Raw genomic sequence first — 20,513 nt, 5'->3', positions numbered from 1 at the left:
ATCATCTAAATCATCAAAAGCTTACTGGCTGACGGAATTTGACGAATTATACAGAAATCATAAATTAAATTCAATTTAAAGAATAGGCAAGAATGTAATAGTTTGGTAACAAAAATGTATAATCATTGATATTAATGTGGATTTATCATTTTTGCTAATATTGTTAGTAGTAGTAGTAGTAGTAGTAGTAGTAGTAAATATTATCGGCGATTTTTGGGGTTTTGGTTGATTTTTAGAGAATTTTTTGGGTTTTTTGCTTTGTTGTCAAGCACTTAGCTTGTTTTATTAATAAGATTTACTAAATAAACAGATGTAAACTCTAATGAGAAATTTTAAAAATTATTTTTTGTAACGATTTGTAAGAATTGCCAAGCGAGCCAGTCGCCCAACCTTTTGTTCGACTTTGTGATACAGTTTGTCCATTTGATTATAAAATAACGCCGCCAGCAAAATCACCGTAATCGGCAGCAGCATGGACAAATAGCCAAAATGGGCGTACAGCACCACCGCCGTGCCACCACCAACAAAAAACGCCCACCACAAAGCACTGTGCAAGATGATACGCTTTAGGCTCACACGGCGACCGACCAGCCAATTGCCCACCGCCGCCCCCAAATCCGAAGTCAGCCCTGTCAAATGCGTGGTGCGAATCACCGTGCCATTATAAGTGGCGACCATCGAGTTTTGCAGACCGCACGCCATGGCGATCAGCATCTGACCAAAAAACAAATGAGCATTCAGATACATCGCCAGACTGATGCACAACATCACGCCTTCGAGCAGCATGGCATAGCCGTAATTACGGCGGATATTTAGCTCGCTTGAGCCGATAATCGCCCCACTTAGCACCGAGCCAAACCAAAACGAGCCAATGGAAATCAGCAGCATCTGAAAGTTTAGCCAATCGCCATGGATTATTGACGCCACAAATAAGCTGACATTGCCCGTCACATGTGATGCTGAAATGTGAGTAATCCCTGTCAAGGCTGTGGTATTTAACACCCCTGCACAAAACGCCAACACCACCGCACCGATCAGCACCCAAGTTGGAATGGTTTCACCCATGATTTTCATCAAAATCAACCTTGTTTTTTGATTTGTTGGGCGATTTTACCATTTTATTTGTCATTTGACGATTTGCAGCGTCATTTATTTTATAACAAAAAATTACAACCCAGTAACAAAACTGGGTGAAGTTTGGTCAATTTTGGCGATGATATGGCAATGATATTTGTCCATTTTTTTAATCAATTGCCCATCAATGGCGATAATATAACAAAAATTAATCAAAATTAGCTTGGTTTATGACCTTATGTAAGCTATAATTATTATTTGTTTGCTTTATTTTTAATGTGAGTTGTACCATGTTTCAATTTACCCAACCCCAAACCGCACTTCGTGATGCTGTTACCAGTGCGTATCGCTTAGATGAAGTAACCGCAGTTTCTAATTTATTAGCAACTCTAAATTTTGACGATAACCAAAAACAACAAATCAGCAATCTGGCTCGCCGACTGATTACCCAAGTGCGTGCCGATCGCAGCAAATCATCAGGCGTTGATGCCTTGATGCACGAGTTTTCACTGTCTAGTGAAGAAGGCGTGGCGTTGATGTGCTTGGCAGAAGCCTTGTTACGCATTCCAGATGTGGCGACTCGAGATCGCTTGATTCAGGACAAACTTGCCAATGGCGACTGGAAAAGCCATGTGGGTAACAGCCCATCGATGTTTGTCAATGCCGCCGCTTGGGGCTTGGTACTGACTGGTAAGCTGACCCAGCCGACCGACCAAAACGGACTTGGCTCTGCCCTAACTCGTGTACTACAAAAAGGCGGCGCACCATTTATCCGTGCTGGTGTCAATCACGCCATGAAAATTCTAGGCAAACAGTTCGTTACTGGTCAAACCATCGAAGAAGCCTTGGCAAATGGTAAAGAGCGTGAAAAAATGGGCTATCGTTTCAGCTTTGATATGCTGGGCGAAGCGGCAATGACCCAAGCCGATGCTGATCGCTATTATCAAGACTATGTAACCGCCATTCATGCCATCGGTAAAGATGCCCAAGGCCGTGGCGTGTATGATGGCAATGGCATCTCGGTGAAGCTGTCTGCCATTCACCCACGCTATTTTAGAGCCCAGCACGATCGAGTGATGAATGAGCTTTTGCCACGCCTAAAAGCCCTGTATGTGCTTGCCAAAGAATATGACATCGGCCTAAATATCGATGCCGAAGAAGCCAACCGCCTTGAGCTGTCTTTGGATTTGATGGAAAAATTGGTTTCTGATCCTGATTTGGCAGGCTTTAACGGCATTGGCTTTGTGGTGCAAGCCTACCAAAAACGCTGCCCATATGTCATTGATTTTCTGATTGATTTGGCACGCCGCAATAATCAAAAACTGATGATTCGCCTAGTCAAAGGGGCATATTGGGATAGCGAAATCAAATGGGCGCAGGTTGATGGCTTGGACGGTTATCCTGTTTATACTCGCAAAGTACATACCGATGTGTCTTATTTGGCGTGTGCCAAAAAACTGCTGTCAGCTCAAGATGCCATTTTCCCACAGTTTGCCACGCATAACGCCCAAAGCCTATCTACCATCTATGAGATGGGCAAAGACAAAGACTTTGAATTTCAATGCTTGCACGGCATGGGTGAAACGCTGTATGACCAAGTGGTTGGCGAGAAAAACCTTGGCCGACGTGTGCGTATCTATGCCCCTGTCGGCACGCATAAGACACTGCTGGCTTATTTGGTTCGCCGCTTGCTTGAAAACGGTGCGAACTCGTCGTTTGTCAATCGCATCGTGGACGAAAATGTCAGCATCGATGAGCTGATCGAATCGCCAGTTGATGTGGTCAAAGCCACTGGCATTTCACCAAACCCACTGACACCACCACCACGCCATCTCTACGGCGAGCGTAACAACTCCTTTGGTCTGGACTTGTCAAATGAGCATGTTCTTGCCAAGCTACAAGAGCATATGCAAGAAGCAAGCCATATCGCCTTTGATGCTCAATCTTTGACAGCGGCCACCATCGCCCATCAGCCAGCGACAGCGGTACTAAACCCAAGCGATCACCGTGATGTAGTCGGTCAAGTGTCATTTGCCCAAGCCGATGGCGTGCATGAAGTCATCAGCACAGCGATTGCCGCCCAAGGCAGCTGGCAAGCGGTCAGTGCCAGCGAGCGAGCTGCGATGTTACGCCGTTTTGCCGATTTGATGGAAGAGCCATCACGCATGGCACTATTGATGATGGTTGCGGTGCGTGAGGCTGGCAAAACCCTACTAAACGCCATCGCTGAAGTGCGTGAAGCGGTTGATTTTTGTCGCTATTATGCCGACGAAACCGAACGCCTAAACCTATCCAGCCCTGTTGGCACAGTGGTCGCCATCAGCCCTTGGAACTTCCCATTGGCAATCTTTGTTGGCGAAGTGGTTTCTGCTTTGGCAGCAGGTAACACGGTCGTCGCCAAACCTGCCGAACAAACCAACCTAATCGCCCATTTGGCAGTATCATGGCTGCATGAAGCTGGCGTACCGACCGATGCCCTGCAATTGGTGCTGGGTGCTGGTGATGTTGGTGCGGCATTGACCGCAGATACTCGCATCAATGGCGTGATTTTCACAGGCTCAACCGAAGTTGCCAAACGCATCAACAAACTGCTTGCCAGTCGCACCGACAACCCTGTGCTAATCGCCGAAACTGGCGGCATGAATGCGATGATTGTGGACAGCACGGCACTGCCTGAGCAGGTCTGCCTAGATGTGTTGGCATCTGCCTTTGACTCAGCAGGACAACGCTGCTCTGCCTTGCGTATCCTATGCGTCCAAGAAGACATTGCCGATCATGTCATTGAGATGATCAAAGGTGCGATGGACGAGTTGGTTGTCAATAACCCAGCCGCCCTATCTACCGATGTCGGCCCTGTGATTGATGCCGAAGCCCAAGAAAACTTGCTCAATCACATCAATGCCCTAAAACAAATCGCCCCATATCATGAAGTGGCAATCAAATCAGATGCACCAAGCTCAACTTTTGTTGCACCGATTTTGTTTGAACTCAAAGACTTATCACAGCTGAAAAAAGAAGTCTTTGGCCCTGTGCTGCATGTCGTACGCTTTGGCTCACATGAGCTGGACGACTTGATCGATAGCATCAACAAAAAAGGCTTTGCCCTGACACACGGTATCCACAGCCGTATCGACAGCACCATCGAACAAATCACCGATCGCATTGAAGCAGGCAATGTGTACATCAACCGCAATATCGTTGGTGCGGTGGTTGGCGTGCAGCCGTTTGGTGGTCATGCCATGAGTGGTACAGGCCCAAAAGCAGGCGGTCCATTCTACTTGCAGCGTCTGAGCAAAATCAACCGCTGGGATACGCCAAAACTTGACACCCCTGCCAGCATTAACGAAGCTGCTCTATCTCAAGTCCGTAAGGTTGCTGATAAGCTGCTTAATGCAGACGAAAAAACCGCCTTTGATGGTGCCGTACAGGCAGCTATCCAAACTTCGCTAAATCATGCCAGCGTTGAGCTTACTGGCCCAACTGGTGAAACCAACACTCTGTCATGGCACGCACCAAAAACCGTAACAATCTACGGCGGCGATAAAGTCCAGAGCCTAAACGCCTTGGCAACACTTGCCGCCAATGGTACGCTTGCTCAGGTTTGTCCAGCACACGCTTTGGCAGATTTTGCTGGCGAGTTGGACGGCGTGTTGGAAGTTGTGGAAGAGCCAGCGTCTGATGCCAATGACATCGTGATTGCCCTATCTGCCATGCCAACGCACGAACAAGAGCGATTGGCAGCATTGGACGGTTCGATTCGCCGTGTGATTGACGCCACCAATGGCTTAGATTTCACTCGCTTGTACCACGAAGTCAGCCAAAGCTACAACACCACCGCCGCTGGTGGTAATGCCAGCTTGATGGCATCTGCCTAACTTGCCCTGCGGCTTGATGATTTTATTTGAATCATCAAGCCTTGACAATCTGCACCCAAATGATTTTGGGTGTGGATTTTTTTTATTCACTTAATAAAATCACCCAAAATCAGGCATAATGCCAAAAAAAAAATCAACCGACACAACCAGCCTTTTATGTTTAGGCATTAGGTTCCATAAAAAAAATAGCGACCATACAAGGTCAGTCAGGTATATTATGTTTTTCCAAATAGCAATTTATAGACTGCAGTAGCCTTCTTATTTTGGCGTATCCACTTTTGATAGCACGGCACTCACTGCCAAAATTGGGTGATATCTACTTTGGCATTTGGTTTCTTTATTATCATTTTCATTATGCAATCATATAAAAAAAATAAAATCCATTACTGAAATAAAACTTGTAACAAAGCCAAAGCAGTAACAGAAATATTCTATCTTTTTATTATTGTGCTTTTTATCCGAAACCAATTTTTTTTGTACAAAAAAGCATAAAAATATAATGCACATCAAAAGATTAATTGCAACTCCTTGCTCAAAATTAAAGAGTGTGACATACACTCCAAAATATCCATCAAAAACCATCTACGATTAGTATTATTAAGATGCTTATACTGAACAATCCCGATGGATAGAATGCATTATTAAATTTATGCAGCTTATTGTAGTGTAAATTGGCAATATATATAACTTTCTCGTACAAATACAGCAATAAGGAAACAAGCGAAAAACCCTGAAAAAAACCACAACATCACAAAAATCAGAGAATAACTAACTGGAAAAATCATCATTCTCTATATTCCTTAAGTACATAGAAGGTATTTGTTATTGGTGAAATTATTATGCCATGGTTAATTACAACTGAATTAATTGTATCAGATACTGCTTTTCCCATCAACTTAGTTTGACTTTCTATATTAGCGATGGCGATTTAACTTAGCTAAAGCAAAAACCCAAACACTAATATATCCAAATAAAATTGATAAATAGGCGATGATAATCTATGAAAAATAACCAGTGACACAAAAGCAAAAAATACAAAAACCAAAATTATTATTATTTTTGAATATGTGCCAGAATAACGCCCATGCTGCACTACAAATATGAAGATAACTCGTTGTCAATTAAGTAAAAAAACCAAACAAAGCTGCTAGAATTTTTATCGCAAAAGTAACCGCTCGTTCAGTAGCTGATTTACTAGGGATTCAGTACAATTTAGCAATACTACTCTGCTATAAAACCCACCTTGCGGTAAAATACAATCTCAATCTTGAAACTCACATTGTGTTTGATGATGAAATTGAACTTGATAAAAGATATTTTATTGGTGCAAGAAAAGGTAAGCGTGGGCGTGGTACCGATGGTAAGGCTGCTGGTCTAATGGTGGAATTTATACCGTAGCGATTGAAGACACCAAAACAGATACATTAATGTCCATTATTATAAGTAAAGTCAAATCTGACAGTATTATTTATCTATCAGTTGCAGAAGTTGCAATGCTCTTAATGTATCTAATTTTAAGCACTTTAAAATTAACCATTTCAAAGAATTTGCCAACAATTATAACCACATCAATAGCCTTGACAAAAAAAACTTCCATCTTTTTATCAAAGACCGAGTCTGGATTTAATCATTGTACACCATCTAAAAAGCTGAAAATTTTTGAGAAGATGGTGTGGGATTTAAGTTTTATCTACGCCACCCCCTTTGTTTTTCCTTAGCAGGGCTTTATATCCTTGTTATTTTTTTCTCCTTTACTTTCCATAATTTATTTAAATAAATTATTATTTGAAAGTGTATACATTGGTGAGATGAATTTGAAATTCTAGTTAGCTTACCTGCAAATTTTTCTATTTATAATCGCAATATAAATTAAAAATAGGCGTAAAAAAGACGATAGATCTTTTTACCCTTCTATTGCCTACATCTTAATTGCTTGACCTTTAATTGAATTTCAGCTAATTTTTTCAGTCTTTTATATAATGGCTTATCAATGGTATTTGCAGCTTGCATTAAAAGAGATAGCCTATCCTTATCAAAAGTTTTCACATATATTTCTAAATATTTTTTATACAAGCGAATAACCTCTTCATATTTTTCACTATCACATAATTTACTTATATAATCAAATATAGCATCTATAGGAATCAACTTCTGATAGCTATCACTGTTTTTTTTAAATAATTCTTCTAATTTTAAAGAATATTCTCTTTTTTCTAGTTGATCTTTATTAATTAAAATTCCTATATATCCAATCAATAAGTAATATAAGCTATAATTTAATGATTTATATAATTCACACAACCTAGTGATTTCTTTTCTTACCTGTTTGTCATTTTCTAAAATTATAGATTTGTAGTAAATCATATTGAATCTTATTAAAATTTGAATAACTAACTCATTTTCATCCATTTTTGTATTTATGAAATTAAAATTTACATATCTTTTACTCAGCTTTTTTTCAGAAATGTTTTCTTCCTCATAGTAGAATAATACACTCTTATCATTTATCAAATCTTCCATATCTTTTGAAATGGAAAACAATCTATCCCATGCAAAATATATAGTTACAATTAATCCAATTAATTTGTCTATCTCGGCTGTTGATTGTTTGTTTAAAAAAATGTATATCAATATAACAATGATATATAGTATTATTTTCCTAGCAATATCTAACACTTTATCTTCTGAATTAATTCCCATATATATTCTCATAGCAAAAGTCATACAAAGGAAAAAACCTAAAAAAAAGGAAACGAATTGGGTAATTAGATACGACAACAAACTACAAATAATAATAATTAATAACCATTTTATCAGCGCTTTTTGAATTATTTTTTTATCAATTTTTACATTTTGCTCTTCATATAAATATATTAAATATCTAATTTTTTTTAATACACTAAAATATCTCCCACTGGATATCGGAACTATCAACATTAATAAAAATATTACTAGGATTAACGAAATAATTATTTTTATATCTAGAAACAAAAACATGGTGATAATTGTATTAATTATCATATAAATTAATTCTGTTTTGAATTCCATTTTTTCAAAATATTTCACATAAATAACTGTTATAAATATCAGAAAAACCGATTTAATAACAGCAATTAAACCTGTGATGCTGATGTCAAAAAAATCTAAATAATTCAATTCAAAATTTGGTATTGGATTATTTTTTATGGATTCAATAAATGAATTTATTAATAAAAAAACAGGTCTTCCAATTGCATTTATAACCATATTAGTTGTTATATTTATAAATGCCATAGCCAAAATTAAAAACCATACAATATACAGCAACGATAATATATTTTCTTGTCTATTATCATTTGATAATCTTTCTATTTTAAATTTAATAACTCCTACTACATCCACTCTAATTCCCCTTTATTTATCTTATTTTTATTAATTATATCAAATATACCCTTGTCCATATAGGCTATAATAGAAAATATTACAATCTTGCAATTACTATATTGCCACTCAACTTAGCTTTACCCTTTCGTTTAATACACTCCCCAAATATCAAATGCATTCTTTTTATCCTAGTTCTCGGGTAGCTTATAATTTTTAGAAGCCATCCTGGGTAACTCACTTCAGTTATACTGGGATATTATGAGAAAAAAAACCATTTAAGTGTTTAAAAACAAAATCGGTTTAATCGAACTACTTGCTACAGGCGTAACCACTGGAGTTATTACTAAGCTTATTGACGCGAACAAAACCACTACTACTTACTACTTCCATCGTCTTCGTTTGCTGATTTATCAATGCAGTGATGATATATGCTTATTAGAAGACGAAATTGAAGTTGATGAAAGCTACTTTGGTTATCCACAAGGGTGAGCGTGCTATTGGTGACCACTGTATTTAGTTTACTTAAATGAATTGGCAAAGTTTTTATTTGGTGGCACCAATACCAAAAGCAAAATCTTAATTTTGATTACCATAGAAAAAGCAAAACCTGGCAGTATTGTTTACACAGATTTTCACAAAAGCTATGATGTGCTAGATTAGAATCAACCACAGCACGCATTTTGTATAAAAACAAAATCACATTAATGGCATTGAAAAATTTTTTAAAATCAAGCAAAATATCATTTACGCAAATTTAATGGTATTCCCAAAGCTCATTTTGAGCTGTATCTTAAAGAGTGTGAATGGCGTTTTAACAATAATGACCTTAAATCTCAAATTTTCATTTTAAAACAATTGGTTGGGGTAGTTTGGTTTGGTTATCTAGGACGGACCCAAAAAAAATTATGTCCAACCATTTTGTTCTGCCATTTTTAGCCATGAATCAAAATCATCACAATAGCTAACATATTTTGTATCACTTAAATCAATCACAATTACTTGAGGATTGCCTGAAGTGTCATCAGCATTAAAATAAGCCTCCCAATCACCATTTTGAGCAAATGGGATTAAATTTAACCCAACAATGTCAGAATCGGATTTTCTAAATCTATAGGCAAGTTCTGCACCCTCTGTACCATGATCCTCAAACCACCAAGGAAACAGATATTGACTACTCCAGTTAATGGTTGATGTGTCTTGGGATAATTTAAGATAGCTTTGTGGGTAAGAAAATCCCTCTAGTAGCATTTGTTGTGGGTAGGGGCTAAAAGAGATTTGTTTGTTCATAAAACTCCAATATAATTTTAATAATTTTTAATAAATTATATATAATTTTATTAAAAATTATTATTTATTTTTTTAATTATTACAATGCAAAATCTCTTACAATTTTCTAATAAAGTTCCTATCGGCTTTACTATATAGAATAAAGAAAATTTTATCATTTCGTGATAGTTTGATAAAGCAAACTTCTAAAATTGGGTCGTTATTTATAAAGAAACCAGTGTTTTTTTATACAAAAATCCCAATCTAATATCACTGGATTTTTGATATAAATTTTTTTTGATTTAAAAAATTTTTACCCATTAATGTTTTATTTTCAATGACCATTGTTTTAAAGGCAGCAGAGCCATATTTTTCATTAACAAAATATTTTCATAAAGCAAAGGAAATGTGACAACTACTGGGGGTAGGTAGAATGTTTATATATTAAAACCAAATATTGACACAATCCATGCGTGAGATGTTAATACATAATATAAAAAATACTGCCTAAATTAAACAAAGCGTGGTTGTGATATATATTCTTTAAAATCTCTTTTTGCAATGATTGTCAATGGCATAATTGTCAATGGCATAGACGATGGTTCAATCGGCTTTGATTTGGTCGGCTTTCAAAACGACAGCGGCAAAGTCGGCACCAATCCAGAACAGCTGTTTGCGATGGGCTATGCGGCGTGCTTTGACAGTGCCATGAACCACGTAGCCCCGACTTTGGGCTTAAAACCCAGCAAATCTTCCACCACCGTTGGTGTGGGCATCGGACAAAAAGCAGACGGTGCGTTTGGCTTGGATTTAGACATCACCATTACCGTGGAAGGCTTAAGCGAAGAAGAAGTGAAAATCTTAATTACCCGCGCCCACGAAGTTTGCCCATATTCCAACGCAACGCGTGGTAATGTGGATGTACGTTTACACGTGAAGGTTGTTAATTCGTTTGATTTATAATGTTTTGACTTATAATGTAATGCCGTCTGGAAATGGGTTTTGGACGGTATTGCTCTTTGGAATAATTTTCCTTTGCGGCAATTTTAAAGCAAAAACAGGCGATTTTTGAATTTTATCCATACCCATTTTGGACGGCGATTTATACCTTGTGTTTATTGATTGCATAATTTTTTTTATATATAATGATTGTTGATTGCCACCAACATTGGCAATTGCAATTCTTTTGGAGAAAAATTATGGAACAATGGCTAACCAGCTTAATCACACAAACGCCACAAGAAGGCTATGAACTGGCGATTAAATTGTCTCGCATGGGTATTAAATACACTCAGCCTGATGCCGAAATCCGCAGTAAATTACGCCCAGTTTATGAAAATAACGCAGACAGCCTGACGCTGGCTTCTCAAGTTGTGGCGATTAATTTTCAAACTGTTGCAGCAGCCAATAATTATTGGAAATAATCAATAAAAGCGGCTAAACATCTCAATAATGCCATCTGAAATTGATATTTCGGACGGCATTTTTTACAATAAAAATTTAAATTTTTAATTATTTATACTTCATTAATAATAAAAGGAAAACAAATGAATAACTATCAACCCCTTTTTCAACCTTTAACGTTTAACAACGGCGTGAGCATCAAAAACCGTTTAGTGGTAGCACCGATGACCCATTTAGGATCAAACGATGATGGCTCTTTAGGCGATCAGGAACGCAGATTTATTTCTAATCGTGCCGAAGATTTTGGGATGTTTATTACCGCGGCGACCTTAGTGCAAGATGGCGGAAAAGCCTTCCACGGTCAGCCGGAAGCGGTGGGCGAAAAAGACTTGCCGAGCTTGCGTGAAGTGGCTGAAATCATCAAATCGCAAGGGGCGAAAGCCATTTTGCAAATTCATCACGGCGGTAAACAAACGATTACTGAATTGTTAAATGGCAAAGATAAAATCGGTGCCAGTACCGACGAGGCAACAGGTACAAGAGAAGCGACGGACGCAGAAGTTCGTTCGCTCATCGCCTCTTTTGCTAATGCCACGGATTTAGCCATTCAAGCAGGTTTTGACGGCGTGGAAATCCACGGTGCAAATAACTATTTGATCCAACAGTTCTATTCTGGTCATTCTAATCGCCGCAGCGATGAATGGGGCGGTTCGCGTGAAAAGCGTATGTGTTTCCCACTTGCCATTATTGACGCAGTGCTAGCAATCAAAGCCAAACACGGCAGAGATGATTTTATTGTCGGCTATCGCTTCTCGCCCGAAGAACCTGAAGAATTGGGGCTTACCATGGAAGATACCTTCGCCTTGGTTGATGTGCTAAAAGACTTGCCATTGCAATATCTGCATATTTCTTTATGGGATTTCTATAAAAAAGCACGCCGTGGGGCGGACACCAGTATTGAGCGGATTAAACTGATTCACGAACGCATTAACGGCAAATTACCGCTGATTGGCGTAGGTAGTCTGTTTAGTGCCGATGATGTGCTAAATGCCTATCAAACAGGCTGGGCGGAACTTATCGCCGTGGGTAAAACCGTGATGATGAACCCGAATTTTGCCACACTAATCAAAAATGGCGAACAAGATAAAATCATCACTGCCTTGGATTTAAGCAAAGAAGATCATTATGGTATCCCAGATCGCTTATGGTATCTGTGCAGTCAAGATCAAGCGTGGCTGCCGCCAGTGAAAGATAAAAACTGGACATCGGTAGATATTTAAGTTTTTATAAAAAAAAATTAAGCCGCTTGAATTTCATTAGGCGGCTTAATTTTATTAATTTTAAATGAATTAATTTTTAATAATATCAAGTTAATCGGCGGCTATCTCGCCCACCGCTTTGGGATCGGCACCGTATTTGTTGGTAAAGCGTTGTCCGTCTTTAAAAATTAAAATCAAGCTAATAACCAGCATTGCTACCATACAAACAACAAAACAGCCACCCAACAGCACAAACGAAGCGGACAATTCTTCTGAATAATTACCACTTTCTAATACACTAACCGCTTGGGGTGGCAAAAGCCACAGCCAAAACAGAAACGAACAAGGTCCAAGATAAAAGACCAGCTGCCACCAACCCGACCAACCCAAATCATGTAGACGGCGAGCGGTTAAGCTGATCTGCACCAAATGGCTAGCAATGCCACATGCTATCATCAATAAGCCAGAAATCACTATCAGAATCCCAATTGCCAAATCAGGCACGCCAAAATCTGTCATCACAGCAAGCAAAGCAGCCCCAAAAGACACCACAAACTGAAATATAAAGCTGATTAAAATACTTATTAATAAAAACCAACCATATTCAGCGCGTCTGGCACGCCCACGATAATCAAAAATATGCCGAAAAGCATATAAAAACCAACGCATTACGCATTCCTTTTATTGTTAAAATAAATTAACTAATATTGTGCCATTTATCAAAATCAAATCGCATTTTTCCTAAAAAATTATCCCAGAAAAATACAAAGGCATTTTAACCATATTTGAATAAATCACAAAAATTTCTTGCCATTTTAGCCAATTTCACCCCATTTCACAACCCATAATAAATGCAAATTATAATTATTTATAAAAAACGCTGCATTTTGGGCAGCGTTTTGTGGAATTATTTTTATTATTTTAAGTTTTTATTAAATTATTTCTTAGACAAGTGATTATCCAATGCCCATGCACCGCCACCAGCAAAAATAAAGTAAAAGAAAATAAAGCAGAACAGATACGCCGCTTCACCGCCATTGGTCATCGGAAATGGGCTAAAGTGCATCATAAAATACGCCACCGCCATTTGTCCGCTCAATAAAAAGGCGACTAGGCGTGTTTTTAAACCAAGCAAAAACAACGCACCAAACACCAATTCTAACAAAGCTGCAACGCCAAACAATGAAAACAGCGGTACAGCACCGTTGCCATCGGTCATCGAGACAGGAAATTCAAAAAACTTCGCCGTGCCGTGCAAAATAAACGCATAACCGACGGCAATACGCAATAATGCCTGTGCATAAGGCTGATATTGATTTAAAGTTTGTTTCATTTTTTTAACCTATTTTAAATTGAATTGGCAAATTTGATTAAGAAATTTGACCAATAAATATCAGGCAATATTTGGCAATACCGCCTGATATTTTTCTTGATGTTATTCTTGATATTTTTATGATTTATATTTTAGAAAAATTAATTAAAACATCGTGCGGCCACTTTCAGTTTTTTCTGGCACAGCTTGGATAACGTCCCAATGTTCCACGATTTTGCCGTTTTCGTCCAGACGGAAAATATCCACCACCGCTTCTCCATGGTCATCAGGAGTGGCTTGGCTATGCACATGCAGCCAAACCAAATCGCCGTCTGCCGCCACACGCTTAACGGCCGCCGCAAATTGTGGATATTCTGCGATAAATGGCGAAAATGCATCAATAAAAGCCTGTCCGCCATCTGCCACGCTCGGATTGTGCTGCAAATACTCAGCACCGACATATTTATCCACCGCTTCTTGCAATTTGTGTTGGTTAAATGCCAATTCATAAAAAGCAAGCACATTGGCCTTGTTACGCTCGGCGATATTTTGGTTGGTGGTTTGAGCGGTTTGCTCGCTGCTTTGAGCTTGTGGATTTGCATTTTCGGCATTTTTAGCCTGACCGCAGGCACTTAGTATGCCCACACCTGCCACCATTGCCACCAAAATGAAATTTTTCATAATCTCTCACTTATTTGATTAAATTTATTGATGAATGAGTTTTGCAAATTTCTCTTATTTGTCATTTGTCGATTTGGTAAATTTGACCAATTTGGCGTAAAAATTTGCAGTCTTGGTTGATGTGCGGTATTATACGCATTAACTTATTTTTTGAAAGTACTTACAAAAATGTAAGTATAAAAATTGTCTATAATATTATGATTTTTAAGGAAATAAAATGATTGATGAAATGACTATCAGCCCAGCAGACGATGGCCGTGGTCAAGTTTTGGCAAAAAATTGCCCTTCTCGGCAAATTCTGCAACATCTGACGAGTCGCTGGGGGACTTTGGTGATGATTGTGCTGCAACAAGGCACTAAGCGGTTTAGCGAACTTCGCCGAGAAATTGAAGGCATCAGTGAACGCATGCTCACGCAAACCTTGCAGCAACTGGAGCAGGACGGCATGGTTCATCGCAAATCTTACCACACCGTACCGCCACATGTGGAATATTCGCTCAGTGAACACGGCACGCAGGCGGCGGTAAAATTGGCGGATTTGGTAGAATGGCTAGAGATGCATTTGCCAGAGATTTTGGCAAATCAAACTCGCCAATAACATGATGGCAAATTGGGTTGATTGGCTATTTTGGCAATTTTCGCCAGTTTTACCCAATTTTGATACATGGGCAATAAAAAACTGCCAATTTGCGGCAGTTTTGGTTTTTGGGTGTTTTTATAAATTTCTACAAATTGCCCAAATGTTTATAAAATTTATAAAAACACTTTTAATTATTTAAATCATTTAAACATATCTGCTTGGCGATTTTTTTTGACATAATCAATCATACAATCACGCAGCAATTGACTTGCGGTGCGATTGTTATCTCGTGCGGCTTTTTTAAATTGCTCAACCAAATTTTTGTCCACACGCATATTAAAAGTGGTCTGCTCATTGTGATTCATGATTTGCTCCGTTAATAAAGATTTTATTGATGGTTTGATGAATAATTAACCATTTTAAACTGATGAAAAAAGAGCCATATTATCGCATTTTTGTAATGATTTTGCAAGTACTTTGAGAGTACAAATTGCTTTTATTATTTATCACTGCCATCGCCCTTTATGTTTTGCAAAACTTGTGCTTGTATAAATTGGGTGAGAATGTTAAGTTATATAACAACGCCAACTTTTAAAATCAAAGGAAAAATGCGATGAATCATCTAAAAAACGCCAAACTGTTTTGTCAAAGCTGCTTTATTAATAATGACTGGCAAGATGTCCAAAGTGGCAAAACCATCGCCGTTAATAATCCCTTTAGTGGTGAGATCATCGGCAGCGTGCCTGATTTGTCTGCCGATGAAGTCCGCCAAGCTGTGGTATTTGCCACGCTTGCCCAAAAATCATGGTCAGGGCAAACTGCCGCCCATCGTGCCAAAATCCTGCACCGCTGGGCGGATTTGATTGATGACAATTTGGACGATTTGGCACGCATCATGACCCTAGAGCAAGGCAAACCGCTCAAAGAGTCTCGTGGCGAGATTGGCTATGCCAACAGTTTTATCCGCTTTTTTGCTGATGAAGGCAAGCGAATCTATGGCGATGTCATACCGACCACCAATGCCGACCTTCGCTATTTGGTGCTAAAGCAACCTGTGGGCGTTTGTGCTGCCATCACACCTTGGAATTTTCCAGCGGCGATGATTACTCGCAAAGTTGCTCCAGCTTTGGCGGCAGGCTGTGCGATGATTGTCAAGCCAGACAGCCAAACGCCTTTTTCTGCCTTGGCGTTGATGGCACTTGCCAAGCAAGCAGGCATGCCAGCAGGCGTGGTGCAGGTGGTTACTGGTGATGCTGCGACCATTGGCAGTGTCTTAACCCAAGATGAACGCATTCATAAGCTATCCTTTACAGGTTCAACGACGGTTGGCAAACTGCTTATGCAACAATGTGCCAGCACGGTCAAAAAATTATCCCTAGAATTGGGCGGTAATGCACCGTTTATCGTCTTTGAAGATGCCAATTTGGAGCAAGCGGCAACTGGGCTGATTTTGTCCAAATATCGCAATGCTGGGCAAACTTGCGTCTGTGCCAACCGCATCTATGTCCAAAACAGTATCAAGGCAGAATTTTTGGCAATTTTAAGGCAAAAAATCGCCACGCTCAAAGTGGGCAATGGGCTGGATTTGGACACAGATATTGGGCCGCTGATTAATGATAAAGCCCTGCAAAAAGTTCAAAGTCTGCTGGCCGACGCCTTACAAAAAGGGGCAATACTCATCACAGGCGGACAGACGCACCCTGCAAGCCCCCTAAGTTTTATGCCGACGGTGATTGACGGCATCACGCAGGATATGGATATTGCCCATCAAGAGATTTTTGGTCCAATTGCCCCTGTGTTTGGTTTTGATAGCGAAGATGAAGTGATCCAAGCTGCCAATGATACCGAGTATGGCTTGGCGGCTTATTTTTATACTCAAAATCTGGCACGCTCGTGGCGAGTCTGCGAAAAACTGGAATATGGCATGGTTGCCCAAAATACAGGGCTGCTGTCTAATGAAGTTGCTCCATTTGGCGGTGTTAAACAATCTGGCTTTGGGCGTGAAGGTTCAAAATACGGCATTGATGAATATGTTAGCAGTAAATATTGGTGTGTGAATGTGGTGGGTTGATGGTTTGGCTAATAATGAAGTAATGGTTATTAATTGATGTTTATGGATTGATGTCATAAATTTTAATCGATTGCTGTTACCATAATAATTGGCAAAAATACAACCTTTACCCAACTGTATTTTTCCAAACCCTGTTTGCCATTATTAAACCTTTGCACTACCATCAAAAAACCCCAGCTGCCGACCAACTGGGGTTTTATTTTTATTAATTAAATTTAATAATAATTAATTTTTATTAATTTACACTCTAAATTGTGGCAGCATCGCTGGAATGCCGGGGAACATACCGACCGCTGCCATGGCAACACAAAGCACCACAAAGCCAACCACAGGAATAACCACACGACCGCTAAAGCCCAGCTCCCTACTACGCTGCTTATCGCCAATCAAGCCCAGATTGTCCAGCAGCATGGTCAAAGACCAGCCAAACACAGGATTGACCAGTGCCGATGCAAAGACCACAATGGCAGCCGACTGGGTGGTTTTGCCCTTACGAGTCATCTCCATGCCCGCTTCAAGTAATGGTACAAATACCGCAACAATCAACGCCGTGGACAGTACAGGCTGCCACACCGCCAAATCCATCGGATAACCCCAAATGGCAGCAACGATACAAAAAACCGCCGTCAAAATCGCACCAGCAGGGATTGGGCGTTTGGCGATTGCCGCAGGGACGATATAAGTTCCCCATGATGAAGTGAAATTCGCCCCACCTAGCAGCGAGCCGACCGCCTGACGCACAGAGCAGCTGACCATGGTATCATCGATATCCATGTGCGTACGCTCAGAGTTTTTGGGATAGCTGATTTTTTGGAACACTTGATGACCCAGAAAATCAGGCGACCACATTGCCACCGCCAGCACTGCAAATGGGAAAACCGCAATAAAACTGCTGGCATCAGGCAAACCGACCGTCCAGCCGGTATCTTCGCCCCACCAGTACATTGGGTTTAGCGGCGGTAAGCCTGGGTGTGTATTAAATTCAAATGGCGCACCAAAAGCAAACGCAATCAAGCCTGCCAACGCACAGCCGATCGGCACTGCCAGCCAGCGTTTTTGCCAATGCTCAAGTAGGGCATACATAACAATCGTGGCAATGATAATGATAAATGCCAAATGCGGCAAACCGATGGTATTTGACCAATCGATCATTTTTTTGACCTGCCCTATCAGACCAACAAAGCCCAAATATAACAACAGGCCACCAGCGACGCCATTACTGGTCAGTTTCGCCAGTAGCGAGCCACCCCGAAATAACGCCAGCAAAATCCCAAACACCCCAATGAGCAAACCAAACGCCAAAGGGTGTCCACCTGATGCCACCACCAATGGAATCAGTGGAATCAGCGGGCCGTGCGTGCCGGGCAAGTTTGCCGTTGGCAATAAAAATCCTGACAACAGCAGCACAAACACCGATGCAATCAGCAATTCATAACGCACATTTTCTAAGATAAAAGCATCGCCCAAACCCAATGGTGCGGCAAATGCTGCTGCCATCGCACCCACCATGACAATCTTGCCAATCGTCCCTGCCATCGCAGGAATGGCGTCTTCAAGCTCAAAGCGATAATCACGAAATGGCAAATTGACACGCCAGCGTTTGGGCTGCATGATTTGCAATTCGTGATTTAGATACTCATCACGAGAATCAAAACTGGAACTGGGACGGTGCAGTTGCTGATAGGATTTGCCCAAAATGGCATCATCGGTTACGGTACTAGAATCACTCACAACATTCTCCTTAATTGCTTGTTGAGCGTAGCTTTGCCTTGCTACCTTACTTATAAACTTATATTTTCCCGCGTGCGATTATAACTTGACTGATGCCATCTGTCATGTGTTATTTGATAAAAATAATCAGTATCACAATAAAAAATGGTAAAAATTGGTAAAAATTCATCAAAATCATCACAAATGCCCGATTTTAATCAAACATCTATACAAAAATCCCATCAAAATCCATAACTTAGCCAGCACTTAACCAACAAACCCAAGCCAAATTGCACAAGCATTTTATCCAAAAATCGCCAAAAAAAATACGCAATCTGGGCGGCAAAATCACGCAATTTGTGCCTGATTTTGTGATAAAATAACTGCCCAAATAGCCATTTTTGCGATTTTTATTTGGTATTTATCATGAATCCAACCACCCACCCCTGCCCAAACTGCCAAACGCCAACCACTTGGCAAGACAACCCTTATCGCCCTTTTTGCTCCAAGCGGTGTAAATTGATGGATTTGGGTGCTTGGGCGTCCGAAGAATATGTCATCGCTGGCGAAGAATCACCTTTTTCTGAAGAGCTGACAACGCATTGATTTTTAAGGATAAAACAAGGATAAAACTATGAAAAGCTCACTGATGCCCACTTATGCTCGACAGCCAATCAGCTTTGTACGTGGCAAAGGCTCTTATCTTTATACCGCTGACGGTACGGCTTATTTGGACGCATTGACTGGCATTGCCGTGTGCGGTCTTGGGCATTGCCACCCTGCCATCACCACCGCCATCACTGAGCAGGCAAGCACTTTGGTGCATACCAGCAATTTATTTGAAATCGACTGGCAAGAAAAAGCCGCCCAAAAGCTGTGCCAAGCTGCCAAAATGCAGCAGGTGTTTTTTGCCAATTCAGGGGCAGAAGCCAACGAATGTGCCTTAAAATTGGCTCGCCGCTACGCCCACAATCACGGCAAAATACGCCCAAAAGTCATCGTGATGGACAATGCTTTTCACGGTCGCACCTTATTGACCGTTTCCGCCACCGCCAACCCCAAAGCACGCACTGGGTTTTATACGCTTGATGATGATTTTATCCGTGTGCCGTTTGGCGATGCCGATGCTGTGGCAGCCCTTAGTGGCGATGATGATATTTGTGCGGTGCTGGTTGAGCCAATCCAAGGCGAAGGCGGTCTGCACACCCCTAGCGATGATTATTTAGAAAAACTTGCCAAAATCTGCGATGACAACAGCTGGCTTTTGATGCTTGACGAAGTACAAACTGGCAACGGACGCACGGGCAAATATTTTGCTTATCAATATTCCAACATCACCCCTGATGTGCTGACCACCGCCAAGGGTCTAGGCAATGGCTTTCCGATTGGGGCTTGCATGGTTAGCGGTAAGGCAGTCGGTCTGTTTACAGCTGGCTCACACGGCTCAACTTATGGCGGCACGCCACTTGGCAGCCGTATCATCTGTGCTGTCTATGATGCACTTGACGAACACATCATGGATAACGCCAAAACCCAAGGCGATGCCATTCGTGCAGCGATGCTGGATAAATTTGCCCATCAAGGCGTCAGCGTGCGTGGTCGTGGCATGATGATTGGCCTTGCCATGCCAGCGGTGGTGGATTTGTCCCAAGCGGTTGATATTGCTCGTGATGAGCATCATTTGATTATCAATGTGACTGGTGGCAATGTCATTCGCCTGTTGCCTGCACTGAATTTATCGCCTGATGATACTCAAGCCTTGATTGACAAAATGACTGCAGTCATTCAACAACTGCTTAATTAATTAGTTGGCTAGCCAGTTAATAAATTGGATAATTTTAATAATTTTGGCTGATTGTCGATAATTTGGCGATTGAATCGTTTGCCAATTTGATTATTGACCGATTGGCAATCAACC

At 40.5% G+C, this 20,513-nt stretch carries 16 protein-coding genes and 2 pseudogenes; 10 read left to right on the top strand and 8 right to left on the bottom strand.

All coding sequences use genetic code 11. The features are described from left to right. Positions 1-339: 339 nt before the first annotated feature. The gene (locus ACFBZI_RS07390; protein WP_375715740.1) at positions 340-1,074 is read right to left on the bottom strand and encodes a YoaK family protein; all 735 of its coding nucleotides are present in this window, start codon (positions 1,072-1,074) and stop codon (positions 340-342) included. Positions 1,075-1,364: 290 nt separating this feature from the next. On the opposite strand from ACFBZI_RS07390, the gene putA reads away from it, so the two are divergent. Next, on the top strand, positions 1,365-4,949 hold the full coding sequence (putA, locus tag ACFBZI_RS07385; RefSeq protein WP_375715739.1) for a bifunctional proline dehydrogenase/L-glutamate gamma-semialdehyde dehydrogenase PutA: 3,585 nt from the start codon (positions 1,365-1,367) through the stop codon (positions 4,947-4,949). 1,100 nt (positions 4,950-6,049) lie between these two features. Then, positions 6,050-6,632: pseudogene (locus tag ACFBZI_RS07380) on the top strand (IS1595 family transposase). 228 nt (positions 6,633-6,860) lie between these two features. On the opposite strand, the gene ACFBZI_RS07375 reads toward ACFBZI_RS07380, so the two are convergent. Beyond that, positions 6,861-8,330: a hypothetical protein gene (locus ACFBZI_RS07375; RefSeq protein WP_375715738.1), complete on the bottom strand. Its 1,470-nt coding sequence runs from the start codon at positions 8,328-8,330 to the stop codon at positions 6,861-6,863. A 261-nt stretch (positions 8,331-8,591) separates the two neighbouring features. Here ACFBZI_RS07375 and ACFBZI_RS07370 point away from each other — a divergent pair. Beyond that, positions 8,592-9,173, top strand: a pseudogene (locus tag ACFBZI_RS07370) (IS1595 family transposase); the annotation flags it as partial. Between the two features lie 42 nt (positions 9,174-9,215). On the opposite strand, the gene ACFBZI_RS07365 reads toward ACFBZI_RS07370, so the two are convergent. Next, the gene (locus tag ACFBZI_RS07365) at positions 9,216-9,599 is read right to left on the bottom strand and encodes an SMI1/KNR4 family protein (protein ID WP_375715737.1); all 384 of its coding nucleotides are present in this window, start codon (positions 9,597-9,599) and stop codon (positions 9,216-9,218) included. A 540-nt stretch (positions 9,600-10,139) separates the two neighbouring features. Here ACFBZI_RS07365 and ACFBZI_RS07360 point away from each other — a divergent pair. From ACFBZI_RS07360 to ACFBZI_RS07350, 3 genes are all read left to right on the top strand, one after another. Then, positions 10,140-10,541, top strand: coding sequence for an Ohr family peroxiredoxin (locus ACFBZI_RS07360; protein WP_375715736.1), 402 nt, complete (start codon positions 10,140-10,142; stop codon positions 10,539-10,541). A 236-nt stretch (positions 10,542-10,777) separates the two neighbouring features. Next, positions 10,778-11,002 (top strand): hexameric tyrosine-coordinated heme protein, encoded by a 225-nt coding sequence (locus tag ACFBZI_RS07355; protein WP_375715735.1) that lies wholly within the window; start codon positions 10,778-10,780, stop codon positions 11,000-11,002. A 123-nt stretch (positions 11,003-11,125) separates the two neighbouring features. Next, positions 11,126-12,262, top strand: coding sequence for an NADH-dependent flavin oxidoreductase (locus ACFBZI_RS07350; RefSeq protein WP_375715734.1), 1,137 nt, complete (start codon positions 11,126-11,128; stop codon positions 12,260-12,262). Positions 12,263-12,352: 90 nt separating this feature from the next. On the opposite strand, the gene ACFBZI_RS07345 is transcribed toward ACFBZI_RS07350, so the two are convergent. The 3 genes from ACFBZI_RS07345 to ACFBZI_RS07335 form a co-directional block, all read right to left on the bottom strand. Further along, positions 12,353-12,910 (bottom strand): DUF805 domain-containing protein, encoded by a 558-nt coding sequence (locus ACFBZI_RS07345; RefSeq protein ID WP_375715733.1) that lies wholly within the window; start codon positions 12,908-12,910, stop codon positions 12,353-12,355. 268 nt (positions 12,911-13,178) lie between these two features. After that, positions 13,179-13,574: a DoxX family protein gene (locus tag ACFBZI_RS07340; protein WP_375715732.1), complete on the bottom strand. Its 396-nt coding sequence runs from the start codon at positions 13,572-13,574 to the stop codon at positions 13,179-13,181. A 144-nt stretch (positions 13,575-13,718) separates the two neighbouring features. After that, a complete protein-coding gene (locus ACFBZI_RS07335) occupies positions 13,719-14,234 on the bottom strand; it encodes a nuclear transport factor 2 family protein (protein WP_375715731.1) in 516 nt (171 codons plus the stop codon). Positions 14,235-14,451: 217 nt separating this feature from the next. Between ACFBZI_RS07335 and ACFBZI_RS07330 the strand changes: the two genes are divergently transcribed. Then, positions 14,452-14,832, top strand: coding sequence for a winged helix-turn-helix transcriptional regulator (locus ACFBZI_RS07330; protein WP_375715730.1), 381 nt, complete (start codon positions 14,452-14,454; stop codon positions 14,830-14,832). 182 nt (positions 14,833-15,014) lie between these two features. On the opposite strand, the gene ACFBZI_RS07325 is transcribed toward ACFBZI_RS07330, so the two are convergent. Then, a complete protein-coding gene (locus ACFBZI_RS07325; RefSeq protein WP_375715729.1) occupies positions 15,015-15,179 on the bottom strand; it encodes a hypothetical protein in 165 nt (54 codons plus the stop codon). A 248-nt stretch (positions 15,180-15,427) separates the two neighbouring features. Between ACFBZI_RS07325 and ACFBZI_RS07320 the strand changes: the two genes are divergently transcribed. Beyond that, positions 15,428-16,885, top strand: coding sequence for an NAD-dependent succinate-semialdehyde dehydrogenase (locus ACFBZI_RS07320; protein WP_375715728.1), 1,458 nt, complete (start codon positions 15,428-15,430; stop codon positions 16,883-16,885). 240 nt (positions 16,886-17,125) lie between these two features. Here ACFBZI_RS07320 and ACFBZI_RS07315 read toward each other — a convergent pair whose 3' ends face one another. Continuing rightward, positions 17,126-18,616 carry a DUF3360 family protein gene (locus ACFBZI_RS07315; protein WP_375715727.1) on the bottom strand — a complete coding sequence of 497 codons (1,491 nt, stop codon included), beginning with the start codon at positions 18,614-18,616 and terminating at the stop codon, positions 17,126-17,128. 405 nt (positions 18,617-19,021) lie between these two features. Between ACFBZI_RS07315 and ACFBZI_RS07310 the strand changes: the two genes are divergently transcribed. Together ACFBZI_RS07310 and ACFBZI_RS07305 are read left to right on the top strand one after the other, a co-directional pair. Continuing rightward, complete coding sequence (locus tag ACFBZI_RS07310) at positions 19,022-19,201, top strand: DNA gyrase inhibitor YacG (RefSeq protein WP_375715726.1); 180 nt, start codon at positions 19,022-19,024, stop codon at positions 19,199-19,201. 28 nt (positions 19,202-19,229) lie between these two features. Then, entirely contained in the window at positions 19,230-20,399 is a 1,170-nt protein-coding gene (locus ACFBZI_RS07305; protein ID WP_375715725.1) for an aspartate aminotransferase family protein, read from the top strand. Positions 20,400-20,513 lie beyond the last annotated feature (114 nt).

The organism is Moraxella marmotae (assembly GCF_042219885.1).
In the GTDB taxonomy this organism is placed as follows: domain Bacteria; phylum Pseudomonadota; class Gammaproteobacteria; order Pseudomonadales; family Moraxellaceae; genus Moraxella; species Moraxella marmotae.
The sequence above is the reverse complement of the archived record's forward strand: the minus strand, read 5'-3'. Positions and strand labels throughout refer to the sequence as shown.

Excerpts from the sequence above, each read along its gene's own strand:
- ACFBZI_RS07390 (WP_375715740.1), bottom strand. The coding sequence starts at position 1,074 with ATGAAAATCATGGGTGAAACCATTCCAACTTGGGTGCTGATCGGTGCG.
- ACFBZI_RS07325 (WP_375715729.1), bottom strand. The coding sequence starts at position 15,179 with ATGAATCACAATGAGCAGACCACTTTTAATATGCGTGTGGACAAAAAT.
- ACFBZI_RS07330 (WP_375715730.1), top strand. The coding sequence starts at position 14,452 with ATGATTGATGAAATGACTATCAGCCCAGCAGACGATGGCCGTGGTCAA.
- ACFBZI_RS07305 (WP_375715725.1), top strand. The coding sequence starts at position 19,230 with ATGAAAAGCTCACTGATGCCCACTTATGCTCGACAGCCAATCAGCTTT.
- ACFBZI_RS07345 (WP_375715733.1), bottom strand. The coding sequence starts at position 12,910 with ATGCGTTGGTTTTTATATGCTTTTCGGCATATTTTTGATTATCGTGGG.
- ACFBZI_RS07320 (WP_375715728.1), top strand. The coding sequence starts at position 15,428 with ATGAATCATCTAAAAAACGCCAAACTGTTTTGTCAAAGCTGCTTTATT.
- putA (WP_375715739.1), top strand. The coding sequence starts at position 1,365 with ATGTTTCAATTTACCCAACCCCAAACCGCACTTCGTGATGCTGTTACC.
- ACFBZI_RS07355 (WP_375715735.1), top strand. The coding sequence starts at position 10,778 with ATGGAACAATGGCTAACCAGCTTAATCACACAAACGCCACAAGAAGGC.
- ACFBZI_RS07310 (WP_375715726.1), top strand. The coding sequence starts at position 19,022 with ATGAATCCAACCACCCACCCCTGCCCAAACTGCCAAACGCCAACCACT.
- ACFBZI_RS07350 (WP_375715734.1), top strand. The coding sequence starts at position 11,126 with ATGAATAACTATCAACCCCTTTTTCAACCTTTAACGTTTAACAACGGC.
- ACFBZI_RS07335 (WP_375715731.1), bottom strand. The coding sequence starts at position 14,234 with ATGAAAAATTTCATTTTGGTGGCAATGGTGGCAGGTGTGGGCATACTA.
- ACFBZI_RS07360 (WP_375715736.1), top strand. The coding sequence starts at position 10,140 with ATGATTGTCAATGGCATAATTGTCAATGGCATAGACGATGGTTCAATC.
- ACFBZI_RS07365 (WP_375715737.1), bottom strand. The coding sequence starts at position 9,599 with ATGAACAAACAAATCTCTTTTAGCCCCTACCCACAACAAATGCTACTA.
- ACFBZI_RS07340 (WP_375715732.1), bottom strand. The coding sequence starts at position 13,574 with ATGAAACAAACTTTAAATCAATATCAGCCTTATGCACAGGCATTATTG.